The 18,009-nt window shown below is 61.3% G+C and carries 15 protein-coding genes; 11 read left to right on the forward strand and 4 right to left on the reverse strand.

Annotation, left to right across the window (positions count from 1 at the left end; all coding sequences use genetic code 11):
* Window positions 1–43: 43 nt before the first annotated feature.
* Window positions 44–1,090 carry a bifunctional DNA-binding transcriptional regulator/O6-methylguanine-DNA methyltransferase Ada gene (ada, locus tag DFR46_RS00785; RefSeq protein ID WP_116234726.1) on the forward strand — a complete coding sequence of 349 codons (1,047 nt, stop codon included), beginning with the start codon at window positions 44–46 and terminating at the stop codon, window positions 1,088–1,090.
* A gap of 20 nt (window positions 1,091–1,110) precedes the next feature.
* Here ada and DFR46_RS00790 read toward each other — a convergent pair whose 3' ends face one another.
* Window positions 1,111–3,276, reverse strand: coding sequence for a primosomal protein N' (locus DFR46_RS00790; RefSeq protein ID WP_116234727.1), 2,166 nt, complete (start codon window positions 3,274–3,276; stop codon window positions 1,111–1,113).
* Between the two features lie 107 nt (window positions 3,277–3,383).
* Between DFR46_RS00790 and DFR46_RS00795 the strand changes: the two genes are divergently transcribed.
* The 4 genes from DFR46_RS00795 to DFR46_RS00810 all read left to right on the forward strand — a co-directional run bounded on the left by DFR46_RS00795 (window position 3,384) and on the right by DFR46_RS00810 (window position 6,364).
* On the forward strand, window positions 3,384–4,064 hold the full coding sequence (locus DFR46_RS00795; protein WP_162843370.1) for a DUF4197 domain-containing protein: 681 nt from the start codon (window positions 3,384–3,386) through the stop codon (window positions 4,062–4,064).
* Window positions 4,065–4,146: 82 nt separating this feature from the next.
* Window positions 4,147–4,800: a fructose-6-phosphate aldolase gene (fsa, locus tag DFR46_RS00800; protein WP_116234729.1), complete on the forward strand. Its 654-nt coding sequence runs from the start codon at window positions 4,147–4,149 to the stop codon at window positions 4,798–4,800.
* 95 nt (window positions 4,801–4,895) lie between these two features.
* On the forward strand, window positions 4,896–6,062 hold the full coding sequence (locus DFR46_RS00805) for an isovaleryl-CoA dehydrogenase (RefSeq protein WP_116234730.1): 1,167 nt from the start codon (window positions 4,896–4,898) through the stop codon (window positions 6,060–6,062).
* A gap of 32 nt (window positions 6,063–6,094) precedes the next feature.
* The gene (locus DFR46_RS00810; RefSeq protein ID WP_116234731.1) at window positions 6,095–6,364 is read left to right on the forward strand and encodes a hypothetical protein; all 270 of its coding nucleotides are present in this window, start codon (window positions 6,095–6,097) and stop codon (window positions 6,362–6,364) included.
* 4 nt (window positions 6,365–6,368) lie between these two features.
* On the opposite strand, the gene DFR46_RS00815 is transcribed toward DFR46_RS00810, so the two are convergent.
* Window positions 6,369–8,444: a M13 family metallopeptidase gene (locus DFR46_RS00815; protein ID WP_116234732.1), complete on the reverse strand. Its 2,076-nt coding sequence runs from the start codon at window positions 8,442–8,444 to the stop codon at window positions 6,369–6,371.
* A gap of 149 nt (window positions 8,445–8,593) precedes the next feature.
* Between DFR46_RS00815 and DFR46_RS00820 the strand changes: the two genes are divergently transcribed.
* The 6 genes from DFR46_RS00820 to DFR46_RS00845 all read left to right on the forward strand — a co-directional run bounded on the left by DFR46_RS00820 (window position 8,594) and on the right by DFR46_RS00845 (window position 15,445).
* Entirely contained in the window at window positions 8,594–10,195 is a 1,602-nt protein-coding gene (locus DFR46_RS00820; RefSeq protein ID WP_116234733.1) for a carboxyl transferase domain-containing protein, read from the forward strand.
* A 17-nt stretch (window positions 10,196–10,212) separates the two neighbouring features.
* Window positions 10,213–10,701: a hypothetical protein gene (locus tag DFR46_RS00825; protein ID WP_116234734.1), complete on the forward strand. Its 489-nt coding sequence runs from the start codon at window positions 10,213–10,215 to the stop codon at window positions 10,699–10,701.
* 4 nt (window positions 10,702–10,705) lie between these two features.
* Window positions 10,706–12,589 (forward strand): acetyl/propionyl/methylcrotonyl-CoA carboxylase subunit alpha, encoded by a 1,884-nt coding sequence (locus DFR46_RS00830; RefSeq protein ID WP_116234735.1) that lies wholly within the window; start codon window positions 10,706–10,708, stop codon window positions 12,587–12,589.
* Window positions 12,590–12,636: 47 nt separating this feature from the next.
* On the forward strand, window positions 12,637–13,533 hold the full coding sequence (locus DFR46_RS00835; RefSeq protein WP_116234736.1) for a crotonase/enoyl-CoA hydratase family protein: 897 nt from the start codon (window positions 12,637–12,639) through the stop codon (window positions 13,531–13,533).
* Between the two features lie 140 nt (window positions 13,534–13,673).
* Window positions 13,674–14,468, forward strand: a complete 795-nt coding sequence (locus DFR46_RS00840) for an SDR family oxidoreductase (RefSeq protein WP_116234737.1) — start codon at window positions 13,674–13,676, stop codon at window positions 14,466–14,468.
* Entirely contained in the window at window positions 14,465–15,445 is a 981-nt protein-coding gene (locus DFR46_RS00845; RefSeq protein ID WP_342769818.1) for a quinone oxidoreductase family protein, read from the forward strand. Before DFR46_RS00840 ends, DFR46_RS00845 begins: the two co-directional genes overlap by 4 nt.
* Before the next feature lie 14 nt (window positions 15,446–15,459).
* Here DFR46_RS00845 and cysQ read toward each other — a convergent pair whose 3' ends face one another.
* Together cysQ and DFR46_RS00855 are read right to left on the reverse strand one after the other, a co-directional pair.
* Window positions 15,460–16,260 (reverse strand): 3'(2'),5'-bisphosphate nucleotidase CysQ, encoded by an 801-nt coding sequence (gene cysQ / locus DFR46_RS00850; RefSeq protein WP_116234738.1) that lies wholly within the window; start codon window positions 16,258–16,260, stop codon window positions 15,460–15,462.
* 49 nt (window positions 16,261–16,309) lie between these two features.
* Window positions 16,310–17,893, reverse strand: a complete 1,584-nt coding sequence (locus tag DFR46_RS00855; RefSeq protein ID WP_116234739.1) for a long-chain-fatty-acid--CoA ligase — start codon at window positions 17,891–17,893, stop codon at window positions 16,310–16,312.
* Window positions 17,894–18,009: the final 116 nt, after the last annotated feature.

An 18,009-nucleotide genomic window follows, 5' to 3' on the forward strand; every position in this document is an offset into this window, starting at 1 on the left:
ATTTTCGGAACGCAACTGTGCTAGGTTGCGATATTGTGACGGCATGACACCGCAAGACTCACTCCTCGACCCGGATATCGCTTGGCAGGCGGTGCAGGCCCGCGACCGTAGTTTTGACGGTCGCTTCGTCACCGGGGTGCTAACCACGGGTATATATTGCCGCCCATCTTGCGCGGCCCGCCATCCCAAGCGAGGCAATGTACGCTTTTTCGCCGGCGGCAAGGAAGCGCGCGAGGCCGGCCTGAGGGCGTGCAAACGCTGTATGCCAGATACGGTATCGCGCGATGAAGCGGCAGTTGCGAAAGCCGTGGCGCTCATCGGAGCGGCGGAAGAAGCCATGAAACTCGATCGGATTGCGCAGCAGGTCGGTTATTCACCCACCCATTTTCTCCGCGTCTTTCGCCGTGCGATGGGGGTGACCCCTGCGGCCTATGCACGGCGGCTGCGGGCTGACCGCGCCGAACACGCGCTCGGTATCGAGGATCGTGTAACCGATGCCATATATGAGGCTGGCTATTCGGGACCCGGGCGCTTCTATGCCGAAACGAACAAACGCCTTGGCATGACGCCGTCCGCCTGGCGAAAAGGCGGTGCCGGCGTAACAATTCACTGGGCGGTCGCCCAGACCAGCCTGGGCGATATGCTCGTCGCGGCGACTGATCGCGGTATATGCCGACTCAGCTTCGACGAAGGCGAGAAGGCCCTGCGCACGCGTTTCCCCAATGCCGATATCGTACCCGCCGATGGCGAGATGGCCGATCTGGTCGGCCGCGCGGTTGCCGCTGTCGACAATCCCGCCAGGCCCCATGGTCTGCCACTCGATGTGCAGGGTACCGCGTTCCAGGAAGCGGTCTGGCGTCAACTCACGCGCATACCCCCCGGGGAAACGCGCAGCTATGCGCAGATTGCTGCGGCTGTCGGCAAGCCCCGTGCGGTGCGCGCGGCGGGATCGGCGAACGGCGCGAACAATGTCGCCATTCTCATTCCGTGTCACCGCGTCATTCGGACGGATGGCAGCCTTGGCGGCTATGCCTATGGATTGAAACGGAAAGAGGCCTTGCTGGAACGGGAAAGGGCGGCGCGAGACTAGACGCCCAACTCCCGCATCCGTCACAGGAAACTGTACGGATCGACATCGACCGACACCCGCACGCCTTTCGGCCAGTCGCGCTCGCCGAGCCAGTCGCGGATCACGCTCTGCACGTCCAGCGCGCGGCGCGCATGGACGAGCAGGCGCTGGCGGTGGCGGCCGCGCAGCATGGCGAGCGGCGCGGGCGCGGGGCCGAGAACCATCATACCCTCCACCTTGGGCGCGGTCTGGCCGATCGTCCGCGCGGTCTCGAAAGCCTGCTTCTCGTCCTCCGACGAGATGACGATTCCCGCATAGCGGCCGAAGGGCGGCGCGCCGGCAAAGCGCCGCGCTTCGGTCTCGGCTTCGTAGAAACTCTCCGCGTCGCCGGAGACAAGCGCTTCGATCACGGGATGGTCGGGTTCGTGCGTCTGGATGAACACGCGGCCCGGCTTGTCGCCGCGCCCGGCGCGGCCCGAAACCTGCATGATCTGCTGGAAAGTGCGCTCGGCCGCGCGCAGATCGCCGCCCTGCAGCCCGAGATCGGCGTCGACCACGCCGACCAGAGTGAGGTTCGGAAAGTGATACCCCTTGGTGACGAGCTGGGTGCCGACAACGATATCGATATCGTTCGCCTCCATCCGGTGCACGAATTCGGCGGCTTTGGCCGGCGACCAGAGCGTGTCGGATGTGACGATCGCGATCTTGGCGTTGGGGAACAGGGCTGTCACTTCATCGGCGATCCTCTCGACCCCGGGGCCGCAGGCGACGAGGCTGTCTTCCGCGCCGCATTCCGGGCATTCGGCGGGCGGCGGCATGACATGGCCGCAATGGTGGCAGGCGAGACGCGCGAGCAGGCGGTGTTCGACCATCCAGGCCGTGCAGTTGGGGCACTGGAAGCGGTGTCCGCAGGTTCTGCACAGGGTGAGCGGGGCATAGCCGCGCCGATTGAGGAACAGCAGCGACTGTTCCTTGCGGTCTAGTGTTTCCTGAACCGCGCGCACCAGGGTCGGCGCGAGCCAGGAACCGCGCGGCGGTGGATCCTGCAGTAAATCGATGGCGGCGAGATCGGGCAGCTCGGCACCGCCAAAGCGGCGGGGCAGGGTGATTTCCTCATAACGCCCGATCTCCACCATCTGCCTTGTTTCGATTGCCGGTGTTGCGGACGCGAGGATAATCGGGAATTTTTCAATATTGCCGCGCATTACGGCAACATCGCGTGCGTGATATTTGACGCCTTCTTCCTGCTTGAAGGCGCTTTCATGCGCTTCGTCGACGATGATCAGGCCGAGCTTCGGATAGGGCAGGAAGAGCGAGGATCGTGCGCCCACAGTCACCATCGCTTCACCTTTGGAAATCGCCCGCCACGCGCGGCGGCGCTCCGACTGGCGCAGACCGGAATGCCAGGAAACAGGCTCACAGCCGAAGCGGGCGGTGAAGCGCGTGAGGAACGGTTCGGTGAGGGCGATTTCGGGCAGCAGGACCAGCGTTTGCCGCCCCATGCGCAGTGCTTCCGCAATCGCTTCGAAATACACCTCGGTCTTGCCGGAACCGGTAACTCCGTTGAGCATGATCGGCGCAAACTCCCGGTCCCTTACAGCTTTGCTGAGCTGGTCGCTTGCCTGCTTCTGCCCCTCCTCGAGATCAGGCGGTCCGAAATCGGAGTCGGGCAGGGGAAAGGGGGCGTCGAGCGAAACATTGACCGGTTCCAGTGCCCCGGCTTTCACCAGCCCCCGGATCACCGCGTCCGATACTTCGCCAATCTCTGACAGTTCACGGATCAGGCCCTGACTATCGCCGATCAGTTCGAGAGCCTGTTCGCGCTTCGCGGTCATCCGTTCCGGCATTCCGCCGCTTGCCCGATATTCGGTGATCGTCTTCTCGCCCGAATAGCCGCTGGTAGAAGCCAGACTCATGCGCAGCACCGAGGCGAGGGGCGCGAGATAGTATTCGGACGTCCACTCGATCAGGCGGCGCAGTGTTTCGGGCAGCGGCGGCGAATCATATACGCCGAGGATCGGGCGGAGCTTGTGCGCGGCCACGGGTTCGCCTTCCAGCCGCCCTTCATCCCAAACGACGCCCGTAACCTGGCGCGGCCCCAGTGGCACTTTCACGATACTGCCCGGGGGCGCGGCCATGCCGTCCGGCACGCGGTAATCGAGCGGACCAAGGGCGGCATTTAATAGGAGGACGCGAACGCGGTTCATGGGCATCGCGCATAGAACAATTCGTCATTCCCGCGAAGGCGGGATTCCAGTAATGCGGTTATGGACTGGATTTCCGCCTTCGCGGGAACGACGAGAGGATGTGTGAAATGGCCCATATGGATAGAAGAAATCTGCTCATTGGCGGTCTCGCGCTTCCGCTGCTCGCTCTTCCCGGCTGCACAGGTATGGGCGGGTTCGATCTGACCGAGGCGATCCGGCGGATGCTGATGCTTTCATCTCAGCGCGCCTTTGCCGGACTACTTGCCGAGGACGGCTTTTATGACGATCAACTGGCCCGCGTGACCCTCCCAGATCAAATCGGCGGTGCCCGGTCGAGCGCCATCGTTCGGGCGTTGCTCTCTACATCGGCGGTGCGCAATCGGTTGTTACGCGTTCTCAACGAAGCTGCGGCTGATGGGGCAGAGCGCGCCGCGCCATTGGTCACGGATGCGATTCGATCCTTCTCCGTCGCCGATGCGCTGTCGATCATTCGCGCGGCCAACGGGGACGCGGCGACCCAGGCGCTGCGCGGGCAGATGGGCGATGCACTGGTGACGGCAATGCTCCCGGAAGTCGGCACGGCGCTCAGGGTGGCGAGCGACCCGCTGGTCGGGCAGGTGCTTCAGGTGGCGACCGGCATAGATCTCGCGGGGCTGGGTGCGGACGTATCCCGCAAGGCAGCCGACGGAATTTACGCTGCGATGGGCCGGGAGGAAGCAGCCATTCGTGCGAACCCACAGGCGACCGGAGATCCGATCATTATCGGCGCGTTCGGGCTGTTGCGCTGATTGTGGATAGCCGATCCTTTCGCGGTAACGATTAGGCTATAGCAGCCACACGACTCACTCTCTGATACGGGACCAACACCGCATGAAATTTTTCGCTGACACAGCCGACACGGACGCCATCCGCGAGCTTGCCGCCACCGGGCTGGTGGACGGGGTCACGACCAACCCGTCGCTCATCCAGAAATCCGGTCGGGACATTCTGGAAGTTACCAAGGAAATCTGCGGGATCGTGGACGGACCGGTGTCTGCCGAAGTGGTCGCGACCGATCATGAGACGATGATGAAAGAGGCCGAAGTTCTTCGGAAGATCGCCGACAATATCGCGATCAAGGTGCCGCTCACGGTCGATGGTCTCAAGACGTGCAAGAAACTGACCGATGACGGCACGATGGTGAATGTCACGCTCTGCTTTACGGCCAATCAGGCGTTGCTCGCGGGTAAGGCCGGCGCGTCATTCATTTCGCCGTTTGTGGGGCGACATGACGATATCGGCTATGATGGGATGAACCTTATCTCGGATATCAGATTGATCTATGATAATTATGATTTTCGAACGGAAATTCTTGTCGCTTCCGTTCGTCATCCGATCCATATTTTGGAAAGCGCCAAGTTGGGCGCCGATGTCGCGACCATGCCGCCGGATGTGATTCTCAAGCTGTTCAACCATCCGCTTACGGCCAGCGGGCTGGAAGCCTTTCTCTCCGATTGGGAAAAGACCGGCCAGACGATCGGCTGATCGCGGACCATTTCGATATCGCGTTTTGACGGGCGGCACTTCCGGGCCGGGCCGGGCCTTGCTAAAGCGCACTCCTAACAGGAGAGTGTTGTTCTATGTCCGTTGCCCCTAATCTCGACTTTGCGCTTGGCGAAACCGCCGATATGATCCGCGAGACAACCGGCCGGTTCGCCGATGACCGGATCGCGCCCCACGCTGCGGAGATCGACGAAGAGAATACATTCCGCCGAGAGCTCTGGCCCGAAATGGGCGCGCTGGGTTTGCATGGTATCACGGTCGAAGAAGAATGGGGCGGGCTTGGGCTCGGCTATCTCGAACATTGCGTTGCCATGGAAGAAGTCAGCCGGGCCAGCGCCTCGATTGGCCTCAGCTATGGCGCGCACTCTAACCTCTGCGTAAACCAGATCCGCCGCTGGGCGAATGACGAGCAGAAGGCGAAATATCTGCCCGGCCTGATCAGCGGCGAATCCGTGGGTTCGCTTGCCATGTCCGAAGCGGGGTCCGGTTCAGACGTTGTGTCGATGAAGCTGAAGGCCGAGCCGCAGGGCAATGACCGCTACGTCCTCAACGGCACGAAATTCTGGATCACCAACGCCCCCGAGGCCGATGTGCTTGTCGTTTATGCGAAAACAGCGCCGGGCGAGGGCTCTGGCGGGATCACGGCATTCCTCATCGAGAAAGGCATGGCCGGTTTCTCCGTTTCCAAAAAGCTCGACAAGATGGGCATGCGCGGCAGCGATACGGCCGAGCTGGTGTTCGAGGATTGCGAAGTCCCTGCTGAAAATGTGATGGGGCCGGTCAATGGCGGGGTCGGCGTGCTGATGTCGGGCCTTGATTATGAGCGCGCGGTGCTCGCCGCCGGGCCGATCGGCATCATGCAGGCCTGTCTCGATGTGGTGATCCCGTACGTCCGCGACCGTAAACAGTTCGGCAAGCCGATTGGCAGTTTCCAGCTGATGCAGGGCAAGATCGCCGACATGTATGTCGCGCTCAATTCGGCACGCGCTTATGTCTATGCCGTGGCGCGGGCTTGCGATGCCGGGCAGACGACGCGCTTCGATGCGGCGGGCGCGATTCTGCTCGCCAGCGAAAACGCGGTGAAGACCTCGCTTGAGGCGATTCAGGCACTGGGCGGCGCGGGCTATACCAAGGAATGGCCGGTCGAACGTTTCCTGAGGGACGCCAAGCTCTACGATATCGGCGCCGGCACCAACGAAATCCGCCGCTTCCTGATCGGGCGGGAGCTGATCGGCGGGGGCTGAATACGCCCCTCCCCTGCAGGAGAAGAGCTACCATGAGCGAAACCACCCTCAATATCCTGCAATATTATGGCGCAGGTGCAGCTTTACTCGCCGCGTTCGTCGTCTCGCTCAATCTTGGTACCAGATGCACCGGCTGGGCGTTCGTGGTCTTTGTCACGAGCTCGGTCGCGCTGATTGCCTGGGGCTTTCTCAATGACGAGGGCGCGGGGATTGGCTGGCAGAATATCGGGCTGCTCGGGATCAACCTTGTCGGCGTCTACCGCTATCTGATCGCGGGGAAACCACCGCAGCCGGAAAGCTAGTCGCTTACCAGACGCGGACCCGGTCTTCGGGCGCCAGATAGAGTTCCGCATCCGGCTGCACATCGAATGCATCATACCAGGCATCAAGGTTACGCACGGTGAGTGCGCGATACATGCCAGGCGCATGGCCGTCCGTCTGGACGCGTTGGCGCAGGGCTTCGTCGCGCATTTTCGTGGCCCATGTCTGGGCATAGGCGATGAAGAAGCGCTGATCGCCTGTGAAACCGTCGATGACAGGGGCTTCCTCGCCATTCAGCGAAGCGCGATAGGCATCATAGGCAGCCTGCAGGCCCGCGACATCGGCGATGTTTTCGCCCAGGGTTAGTCGCCCGTTGACGTTCAGGTCGGGGAAGGGGGCATAGGCGTCATACTGCGCGGCCAGCGCATCGCCCTGCTGGTTGAAACTGGCGAGATCTTCTTCGGTCCACCAGTTTCTGAGTGCGCCCGTGGAATCGAAGGCCGCGCCATTATTGTCAAAGCTATGGCTGATCTCATGGCCGATCACCGCGCCGATTGCACCATAGTTGAAGGCCGGATCCGCCGCCGCGTTGAAGAATGGCGGCTGTAGGATAGCGGCCGGGAAGTTGAGGGCATTCTGCACAGGCAGGTTCACCGCATTCACGGTTTGCGGCGTCATCCACCATTCACCCCGGTCCATAGGCTGGCCAAGCTTGGCGCGCTGATGCGCATATTCGGCCCGTTCGCCGTCGATCATGGCGGCATAGGCGTTGTCGGCGGACACCGCATAATCCGAATAGTCGCGCCAATTGTCCGAATAGCCGACACCGACGATGATCGTTTCGACCTTGCGCAGGGCTTCGGCGCGGGTTTCATCGGCCATCCATTCGATGTTCCGCACACGCTCGGCAAAAGCGTCTGTGATATTGTCGACCATCGCCTGGACTTCGTCCCGTGCCGAGGCCGGGAAATAGCGTTCGGCGTACAGCCGGCCAACGGCATCGCCGAGATACTGGTTTACCGAGGAAAGGGCGCGCTTGTCCCGGCTGCGCTGCTCGGGCGTGCCTGAAAGCGTCGTGCCGTAAAAAGCGAAATGGGCTTCGTCGATAGCAGAGGGGAGCACGGCGGCATGGCTGTTGATCTGGTGAAAGATCAGCCAGTCCTGCCAGGATTCGATGGGCTGCGATGCGACCAGCCCAGAAAGGCCGGCAATGCCGTCTGCCTGATAGGCCGCGAATTTCTCCTGATCGTTGAGCTGAGCGGCGGTGAGGAACGCGTCCCAGTCCATGCCCGGTGCACGGCTGTCGAGCTCGTCGCGGTTCCACACGGTGGCGGACTGCGCGAAGTCTTCCGTCTGCTCGCGGGTATTATGCGCCTCGGCAATCTGCATCTCGAGATCGAAAATTCGCTGGGCGCGTTGCGGCGCATTGTCGATGCCCGCCGCAGCCAGCAGTTCTTCGATATAGGCGCGATACTCGGTACGGATCGCAGCCAGAGACGGGTCGGCCGAGAGATAATATTCGCGCTCGGGCATGCCGAGGCCGCCCTGCAGCAGATAGGGCAGTACCTCACCCGGCGTTGCGAGCCCCTGGGTTACGAACAAGCCCAGCAGGTTCTCGGTCTGGTAATCGGTATAGTTGAGCGGATCGACATCGGCGCGCAACTGCTCACCCAGCACGCGGGAAAGTTGTGTAGGGTTTTCAATCGCCTCGAACCGCTCGATATCTGCCTGGACGGGTTCCATGTCCGCCGCATTGATCGCATCGACATCCATGAAAGCGTTATAGAAATCGGCAATCCGCGCCTCGTCGGTTCCAGGTTCCGGGTCGGATGCGACGATTTCACCGATCATTTCAGTCACCTGCCGCTCAGTCTGGTTGAAGGCGACAAGGAAGGCGCCGATGCTGGAGCGGTCGGCCGGGATTTCGGTGTCGCGCTGCCAGGTTCCGTTCGCATAGCCGTAGAAATCATCGCCCGGGACGAGGCTGGTATCCATTGCAGCCGTGTTGATGCCGATCTCGGTACCCATGCCGATTTCGGTTTCGGTATCGCTCGTGCAGGCGATGGGACCGGCGACTAGGGCGGCGCCAAGCAGCAGTGCAGGGAGGAAACGGGTTTTCATCGGAACAGCCTCTCGAAAGAATTTTTATGCGGGCGTTATAAGAGGGCGGTTTGGTCCGATCAAAGCCGTTCGTCGAAAAGACTGGCAGTTCTTTCCTTGTGGCGTCCATCCGGCTAGTCAGCGTGCAGGATCAGGGGACGATAATAACGATGAGCGCACCGGTGCTGGATACGAAGTTGGATGTTGGCGGGGAAGCGTTTCGCGCCAATGCTGCGCACAATCGCGGGCTTGCCGAGACGCTGCGCGCGGATGTGGCGGAAGCGGCGCTTGGCGGGACGGAGAAGCACCGGGAGCGTCATGTGTCGCGCGGCAAGTTGCTGCCACGTGACCGTGTTGAGCGCCTGCTCGATCCGGGCAGCCCGTTTCTCGAGATCGGCCAGCTTGCGGCCTGCGACATGTATGAAGGGCAGGTGCCGGGCGCAGGAATGATCGCCGGTATCGGCCGGGTTTCGGGCCGCCAGTGCATGATCGTCTGCAACGATGCGACGGTGAAGGGCGGCACCTATTATCCGATGACGGTGAAAAAGCATCTGCGCGCGCAGGAGATTGCCGAGCAGAACCGGCTGCCCTGCATCTATCTTGTCGACAGCGGCGGCGCGAATCTGCCGCATCAGGCTGAGGTGTTTCCCGACCGCGATCATTTCGGGCGCATCTTCTTCAACCAGGCCAATATGTCCGCGCTCGGCATCCCGCAAATTGCCTGTGTGATGGGCAGCTGCACGGCGGGCGGGGCTTATGTGCCCGCTATGTCCGACGAGACGGTGATCGTGCGCGAGCAGGGCACGATTTTCCTGGCCGGGCCACCCTTGGTGAAGGCCGCGACGGGCGAAGAAATCAGTTCCGAGGATCTTGGCGGCGGCGATCTGCATGGCCGCAAGTCCGGCGTTGTCGATCATGTCGCCGAGAATGACGAACATGCGCTGACCATCGTTCGCGATATCGTTTCGACCTTCAATCATCCGCATGACCCCGGCATCAAGCTGGTCGAACCGCGCGCGCCCAAATTTGACGCCGAGGAACTGTACGGCATCATCCCCGACGATGTCCGCGCGCCCTATGATGTGCATGAGGTGATCGCGCGGATCGTCGATGGCAGCGAGTTTCATGAGTTCAAGGCGCTCTATGGTTCCACACTGGTTTGCGGCTTTGCGCATATCTGGGGAATGCCGGTCGGGATTATCGCGAACAATGGCGTGCTGTTCAGCGAGAGCGCGCAAAAGGGCGCGCATTTTATCGAGCTCTGCGCCCAGCGCCGTATCCCGCTGCTGTTCCTTCAGAACATCTCCGGCTTCATGGTTGGCGGGAAATATGAGGCCGAAGGGATCGCCAAGCATGGTGCCAAGCTGGTGACGGCGGTGGCGACGGCGACGGTGCCCAAGATCACGCTCTTGATCGGCGGCAGCTTCGGTGCGGGCAATTATGGCATGGCGGGGCGGGCCTATTCGCCCCGTTTCCTGTTCAGCTGGCCCAACAGCCGCATCTCCGTGATGGGCGGCGAACAAGCCGCCAGCGTTCTGGCCACCGTCCACCGCGATGCGGATAAATGGACCGATGAGGAGGCCGAAGCCTTCAAGGCCCCGATCCGCCAGACGTACGAGGACGAAGGCAACCCCTGGCATGCCACCGCCCGCCTCTGGGACGACGGCATCATCGATCCGGCGCAAACCCGCGATGTGCTGGGGCTGGCTTTTGCCGCGACACTCGAAGCAGAAATACCCGAGCGCCCCGCGTTCGGCGTGTTCAGGATGTGACGATAGGAAACACCACCATGCGTAACCTGATATTCCTGCCGTTGCTGGCGCTCGCTGTCCCAGCCTTCGCGCAGGACACCGACCTGCCGCCCGCGGTTCTCCCGGCACCTGACGCAAATGTCGATGCCGTGCTGGTGCCGGTCCGCGCGCTGTTTGCGAGCATTGCCGCGCGCGATGCCGGGCTGGTCACGCCCTATGTCGTCGATGGCGCAACCGTGACCATCGCCGATTCAACGGGTGACGGACCCCCGACCGTAAGCCGTGTTGTATTTGCCGATCTTCTCGCGGGACTGGCCGCAGAAACCGCGCAGCTGGAAGAGCGGATGCCGAACCCGGTCGTGGATGTGGACGGCGATATCGCCATGGTCTGGGGATTCTACACCTTCCACCGGGACGGCGCTTTCAGCCATTGCGGCGCGGATCATTTTAGTCTCGTGCGCGACGAAGGTGCCTGGAAGATCGCCAATCTCGCCTTTTCGCGGCGCCTAACGGATTGCGGAGATTGATCCCATGATTACCAGCCTCCTCATCGCCAATCGCGGCGAGATCGCTTGCCGGATCATCCGCACCGCGCGGAAGCTCGGCGTGCGGACCGTCGCCGTCTATTCCGATGCCGATGCGAAGGCGTTGCATGTGCGCGAGGCGGATGAGGCGGTGCATATCGGGCCTTCGTCGGCCGCCGAGAGCTATCTGGTCGGCGAGAAGATTATTGCGGCTGCTAAAGATAGCGCCGCCGAGGCGATCCATCCGGGCTATGGCTTTCTTTCCGAAAATGCCGATTTCGCGCAGGCGGTGATTGACGCAGGCCTGATCTGGATTGGGCCGAAGCCGGAGAGCATCCGCGCCATGGGCCTCAAGGATGCGGCGAAGACGCTGATGAACGAGGCGGGTGTGCCGACCACGCCCGGTTATCTGGGTGACAATCAGGATGCCGATTTCCTCGCCGAGCAGGCGGAGAAGATCGGCTATCCGGTGCTGATCAAGGCGGTCGCGGGCGGCGGCGGCAAGGGGATGCGCAAGGTGGATGCGGCAGGTGATTTCGCCGATGCGCTCGCCTCCTGCCGCCGGGAAGCGACGGCGAGTTTCGGCAACGATATCGTGCTGCTGGAAAAATGGATCACTAATCCGCGCCATATCGAGGTGCAGGTTTTCGGCGACTCTCACGGCAATGTCGTCCACCTGTTCGAGCGCGATTGCTCGCTCCAGCGGCGACACCAGAAGGTGATCGAGGAAGCACCCGCGCCGGGCATGGACGAAGAGACCCGCGAAGCTGTGTGCGGTGCAGCCATCCGCGCCGCCAAAGCTGTCGACTATGAAGGCGCAGGAACGATCGAATTTATCGCCGACGGCTCCGAAGGTCTGCGCGCAGACCGCATCTGGTTCATGGAAATGAACACGCGGCTGCAGGTCGAGCACCCGGTTACGGAAGAGATTACCGGGCAGGACTTGGTCGAATGGCAGTTGCGTGTGGCAAGCGGGGAAGAGCTGCCGTGCAAGCAGGATGAGCTGAGCATCGACGGTCATTCTATCGAAGTACGGCTCTATGCTGAAAACCCGGCCACCGGTTTTTTGCCCTCAACGGGCAGTTTGCGGGTTTTTACGCTTGACCCTCATTCGTCGTTTTGCCGCGTTGATCACGGGGTTGTCGAAGGCGATGAAATCACGCCGTTTTACGATCCGATGATCGCCAAGGTCATCAGTCATTCGGACGATCGCGACGATGCTGCCGAACATATCGTCGGCGATCTTCTCAACCTTGCGGTGTGGCCGGTGAAAACAAACGCTGCGTTTCTCATCACCTTACTGCGCGATGAAGTCTTTTTGTCGGGACGGGTCGAGACGGGTTATATTGGCGAGCATCTGGACGAATTGATTGGCCAGGAACCGCCGAATGAAGCCGTTCTCAACAGCGCTCTTGAAGCGCTCTTGCCGGCTGCGGGCCAAGATGTATGGGCCTCGCAATCCGGTTTTCGACTGAATGGTATTCCCAAAGCCAATTTTCGGCTCGAAGAAGAATCTGGCCGCATTTTCGAGTTTGAATTCGAGCTCGGTTACGATCCCTATCTTACACATGTGGACGGTGATTGGGCGGTCCATCCGTTTATGGGGCATAGCTTCGCCTTCAGGCTGCCTAGAGCTGGAGATGGGGTAGGCGCAGGAGCCACATCCGACGGCACCATCCTCTCTCCCATGCCGGGCAAGATCATCGCGGTCAGCGTCTCCGCTGGTGATACCGTCACCAAGGGCGACAAGCTCGTCACGCTCGAAGCCATGAAGATGGAGCACAGCCTTGTCGCGCCGTTCGACGGGACGGTGACTGAACTCAACGCGGAAGAGGGCGGGCAGGTGTCCGAAGGCACGTTGCTGGTGCAGATCGAAGCCGCCGACGGTTGACCTTTACGTCAAGCTGGCGGAAGTTGGCCTGACGACAGGAGAAGCCCATGGCCGACTATCAAACCATCCTCACCGATCTTTCGGACGGAATTTTCACGATCACGATGCACCGACCCGATCGGATGAACGCGTTTACCGAGAGGATGATGCACGAGATGATCGCCGCCTTCGACGAGGCGGATGCGGACGATGCGGTGCGCGCGGTGATCGTTACCGGCCATGGCGACCGCGCCTTTTGCGCCGGGGCGGATCTGGCAAGCGGGGCCGAAACCTTCGACTATGACAAGCGCCTGGACCGGGATTCCCCGCAGCGCGAAGACGGCAGCGTCGACTGGAAACATCGCGGCGCGCGCGACGGCGGCGGGCAGCTCACCTTGCGCATTTTCAACTGCAGGAAACCGGTGATCGGCGCAATCAACGGCGCCGCCGTCGGCATCGGCGCGACCATGACCCTGCCGATGGATTTCCGGCTGGCCGCCGATCATGCCCGGTTCGGCTTCGTCTTTGCGCGGCGCGGGATCGTGCCCGAAGCCGCCTCAAGCTGGTTCCTGCCGCGCTTGGTGGGCATCAGCCAGGCGCTCAAATGGTGTTACAAGGGTGATGTGTTCAGAGCAGAAGAAGCCAGGGCCGGCGGGCTGGTGCAGGACATTTATCCGGCCGGCGATCTGCTCGCTGCGGCCCGCGCACTGGCGACCGAGCTCACAGCGGAAAGCGCACCGGTGTCGGTGGCGATGACGCGGCAAATGCTCTGGCGGATGATGGGCGCAGACCATCCCATCGAAGCGCACCGGATGGACAGCCGGGCTATCTGGTATCGCGGACGGCAGGAAGACGCGCAGGAAGGGATACTCTCCTTTCTGGAAAAACGTCCGGCAAACTATCCCAACGCGGTCAGCACGGACATGCCTGACCTTCACGAGTGGTTCGACGATCCCGAGTTCTGATGGGCCGGAATTTTGATGGGCTGGAATTCCGTTCGCCCTGAGCCTTTCGAAGGGCTGTACTTTCTTTGTCCGCCGTTGAAGAAGAAGGGCATGGCTTAGACAGGTTCAGCCCAAACGGCTTTTTTTGAGGATATGGCATCATGACGACACCCCAATTCGATTTCACCGGCAAGAATGTGATGGTGTTCGGCGGCACCAGCGGGATCAATCTCGGCATTGCCAACGCCTTTGCGCGCCATGGTGCGCGGCTGGGCGTCGCCAGTCGGTCGCAGGACAAGGTGGATGCGGCCGTCGCCCAGCTTGGCAACGATGCCGGCCCCGCGCTCGGTTTCTCGCTCGATGTCCGCGAATTCGAAGCGGTGGCGGAGGCGGTCGAAGCGTTCAAGGCTGAGCGCGGTACGATCGATGTGCTGGTATCGGGCGCTGCGGGCAATTTCCCGGCGGTTGCGGCGGCGCTCAGCCCTAACGGTTTCAAATCGGTCGTCGATATCGACCTGCGCGGTACCTTCCACGTCATGCGCGCTGCCCATGGCGCGCTGACCAAGCCCGGCGCCTCGATTATCAACATAACAGCGCCGCAAGCCTGGATCGCGATGCCGATGCAGGTGCATGTCTGCGCGGCGAAGGCCGGTGTCGATCAGGTGACACGGACCCTGGCCATGGAATGGGGCCATGAGGGAGTGCGCGTGAACTCCGTCTCCCCTGGGCCGATTGAGGGAACCGAAGGCATGGAGCGCCTCGCGCCGACGCCGGAGGCCAAGGAGCAGTCAGCAAAGGCCGTGCCGTTGGGCCGGATGGGAACGGTCGACGATATCGCCGATGTGTGCATGTTCCTTGCCTCCGATGCCGCGCGCTATGTTTCGGGCACAGTGCTGCCGGTGGACGGCGGCTGGACGGCTGGGGGGATGATGAGCACGAATATGGGGCATGGATGATGCAGGCCCGGCAGGCCTTTTTCGATGAAACAGGCGGGCCGGAAGTCATCCAGTGGTGCGATGTAGAGCTGGGCGATCCAGGCGAAGGCCAGATCCTCGTCCGGCATGAGGCAGTCGGCGTCAATTTTATCGATACTTATCATCGCGGCGGGGTCTATCCGATAGAGCTGCCATCGGGTCTCGGTCTGGAGGCTGCAGGCATTGTTGCGGCAATTGGCGCGGGCGTATCCGGTTTCTCGCCGGGGATGCGCGTGGCGACGATGAGCGCAGGTCCGGGTGCCTATGCCGATGCGCGGATCATCCCTGCGAGCGCGGCCGTACCTCTGCCCGAGAGAGTGTCCTGCGAGATCGCGGCAGCCTCCTTACTCAAGGGTTGCACCACAGAATTTCTCGTCGAGCGCTGCGGGCGCGTGCAACCCGGTTGGACGGTGCTTGTCCACGCGGCCGCTGGTGCAACAGGGCAGATGCTTGTCCAGTGGCTCAAGCATATCGGTGCAATGGTAATCGGCACGGTGAGCAGTGCGCAAAAAGCCGTAATCGCCGAACGGGCAGGGGCTGATTTGATTGTCCGCTATGACCATGAAGATGTCGCCGAAAAGGTGCGCGACTATACGGGCAGTGAAGGCGCGAGAGTCGTGTTCGACGGAGTGGGCATGGCAACTTGGGAATCGTCACTGAAAAGCACTGCCAAACGCGGACTCGTGATCAGTTTCGGCAATGCCAGCGCTCCGGTAACCGATGTTGCGCTCGGTGCTCTTGCGCAACATGGATCGCTGTTCGTCACCCGGCCCACCCTGTTCAATTATTACGCGGATCCCGGGGAGGCCGCCGCCGGGCTTGGCCGGTTGTTCGAGATGCTGGCGTCGGACGCGGTTACGGTCGAGATCGGCCAGCGCTATCCGCTGGAGGCTGCGGCGCAGGCCCATCGCGATCTTGAGGGGCGCACGACGATCGGCGCGTCGATCCTCATTCCCTGACAGGCTTTGGGGGTTTAGCGCCCCCAGGCAATGAAGTGCGGATTGTCGAAGCCGCGCTCGCGCTTGTTATAGGTAAGCGGCCCCACTTCGCTCTCGCCTTCCAGAGCCATGACGCGGCCTCCGGCAGCTTCGAGGATCGCCTGGCCTGCTCCGATGTCCCATTCCATAGTGCGGCCCAGGCGCGGATAGACATCTGCAGAACCCTGCGCGAGCAGGCAGAGCTTCAGGCTGGATCCCGCGGGCGTGAAATCCTTGACACCGATCTTCTTCATCAGCGCATCCGTTTCGGGAGTACGGTGGCTGCGGCTGGCGACGGCGATCAGGTTTTTGTGCATGCCTGAGCGCGCTTCAATCTCGTGCGGATGTTCAGCGGTTGCGCGATCCTGCCCCGGCGCAATTTCCTGGTAGAAGGCGCCTTCACCCGCAGCACCGTAATACAGCTTGTGGATGGCCGGAGCATAAATGACGCCGGAGATCGGGCGGCCATGGTCGATCAAGGCGATGTTGACCGTGAACTCGCCGTTGCGCGAGACAAATTCACGGGTTCCGTCAAGGGGGTCGACGAGAAAGAAGCGATCGCCTAGCTCGGGGATACGCCCTTCGGATGCGGCTTCTTCAGCCAGGATAGGGATTTCCGGTTGCGCAGCCATGAGCCCGGCTTCGATGATCGCTTCGGCTTCTCTGTCCGCGGCGGTAACGGGAGAACCGTCTCCCTTCGCATCCGCATCGAAATCGGTTTGGTAAATCGCGTCGATTGCCGCGCCCGCTTTCAGCGCGAAGGTGATCATCAGGTCGAGGTGGGTTTCGCGTTGCATAGTCTGCCGGAGGTTAGCGGTGGGGGAAGTGACTGAAGCTTTGTTCGCTTCAGTTCACCTGGCGGTCCTTGCCCGCCCAATACGGCGCGCGCAAATCCTTTCGCAGGATCTTGCCGCTCGCATTGCGCGGCATGATTTCAATGACGTCGACGGATTTGGGCGCCTTGAACCCGGCAATCCGTTCCCGGACAAAGCCGATGACATGCTCTTCGTCGATTTCCTGGTTTGGCTTGGGCACGACAATCGCCTTGACCGCTTCGCCCCATTTTTCATCCGGAATGCCGATTACCGCCGCCTCCGACACGGAGGGATGCTCGTACAGCGCATTTTCGACCTCAGCCGGATAAACATTTTCTCCGCCCGTGATGATCATGTCCTTCATCCGGTCATGGATATAGATATAGCCCTCGGTATCGCGATAGGCGGCGTCGCCGGTGCGTAGCCAGCCGTCTTTGTCGACAGTCTCCGCCGTCTTCTCCGGCTGTTTCCAGTAATGGGCCATGTTCGCGTTGGATCTTGTGCATATCTCTCCGACCTCGCGGACGCCGACTTCATTGCCGGTTTCATCGACAATTTTCACCTCAATGCCGGGGAGCGGGCGGCCCGCTGAGCGCATCTTTTCATTGCCGTCCGGATCATGATCGTCCGGTTCGAGAACGATGATCGTGCCGGTCGTTTCCGTCATGCCGTAAAACTGGCAGAAACCGGCGTTGGGAAAGGCTTTCATGCAATCGCGGAGCAGCTGCAAGGGCATGGGGGATGCGCCATAATTGATCTGGACGACGCCGCTCGTGTCCGTCTGTTCGGTTTTGGGATCGTTGATCAGCATTTGCAGTGCGGCCGGGACGAGAAAAAAACGGGTCAGTTGCTTGCTGTGGATGAGATCGAGAATCTCGCCGGGATTGAATTCGGCCACGATGTTGCAGGATACTCCCCGGTTCATCGGCATGATTCCGTAACCCGTTCCCGCGATATGCGCGATCGGCATCACCTGCAGTCCGGCTTCATGCTCTTCCCAGATATCCCAGGAAGGCGTGTCCGGCAGTTCTTCTCCGGCATTTTTGAGGAAGTTGTCATGTGTCAGCACGACGCCCTTGGGATTGCCCGTCGTTCCGGACGTATAAAGCTGCACCAGGGCATCGTCGGGTTGGGGCAGGGTATCGAGCTCGGGCGCGTTTATATTTTCGGCCATGAATTCTTCCGGGCTTGCGATGCCGCACCCCTGTTCGCTTGCCAGCACCCACCGGATGGCCGGAATTCCGGCCGCCAATTCCCGGGCAAGCTCGACAAATTCGGGAGAGGCGACAACCGCGACGGCTCCGGCATCCTCCAGAATGAAGGCCATTTCCTTGGGCGACAGACGCCAACCAATAGGCACGGTGACGGCAGATGCGCGGGCGGCGGCGAACAGCAAAGTGAAATATCGGTCGCTATTCTTGCCGATCCAGGCAATGCGATCGCCTTTCCGGATGCCAGCCGCTCTCAGGGCGCGGGAAAGGCGAACGGTTGTGTTCCGGAAATCCGAAAAGCTCGTTTCGCGGCCTTCGAATCGATAGCCGATATGATCGGGCTTTGTATCCGCCCAATAGTCGGCCAATTCATTCAGCGTTTTCGCACCATGTGGTTCGTGCATTCCTACCCCGATTTCCGCGACCCGGCCGGAATAATCCATCTGTCCATCAAACAGATGGCATGGCCTTGCCCGCTTTTGCGGTTTAAGGCGTTTCAAGACTTTTATTTGGAATTTGG

This window comes from Parasphingopyxis lamellibrachiae, assembly GCF_003385775.1.
Lineage (GTDB): Bacteria > Pseudomonadota > Alphaproteobacteria > Sphingomonadales > Sphingomonadaceae > Parasphingopyxis > Parasphingopyxis lamellibrachiae.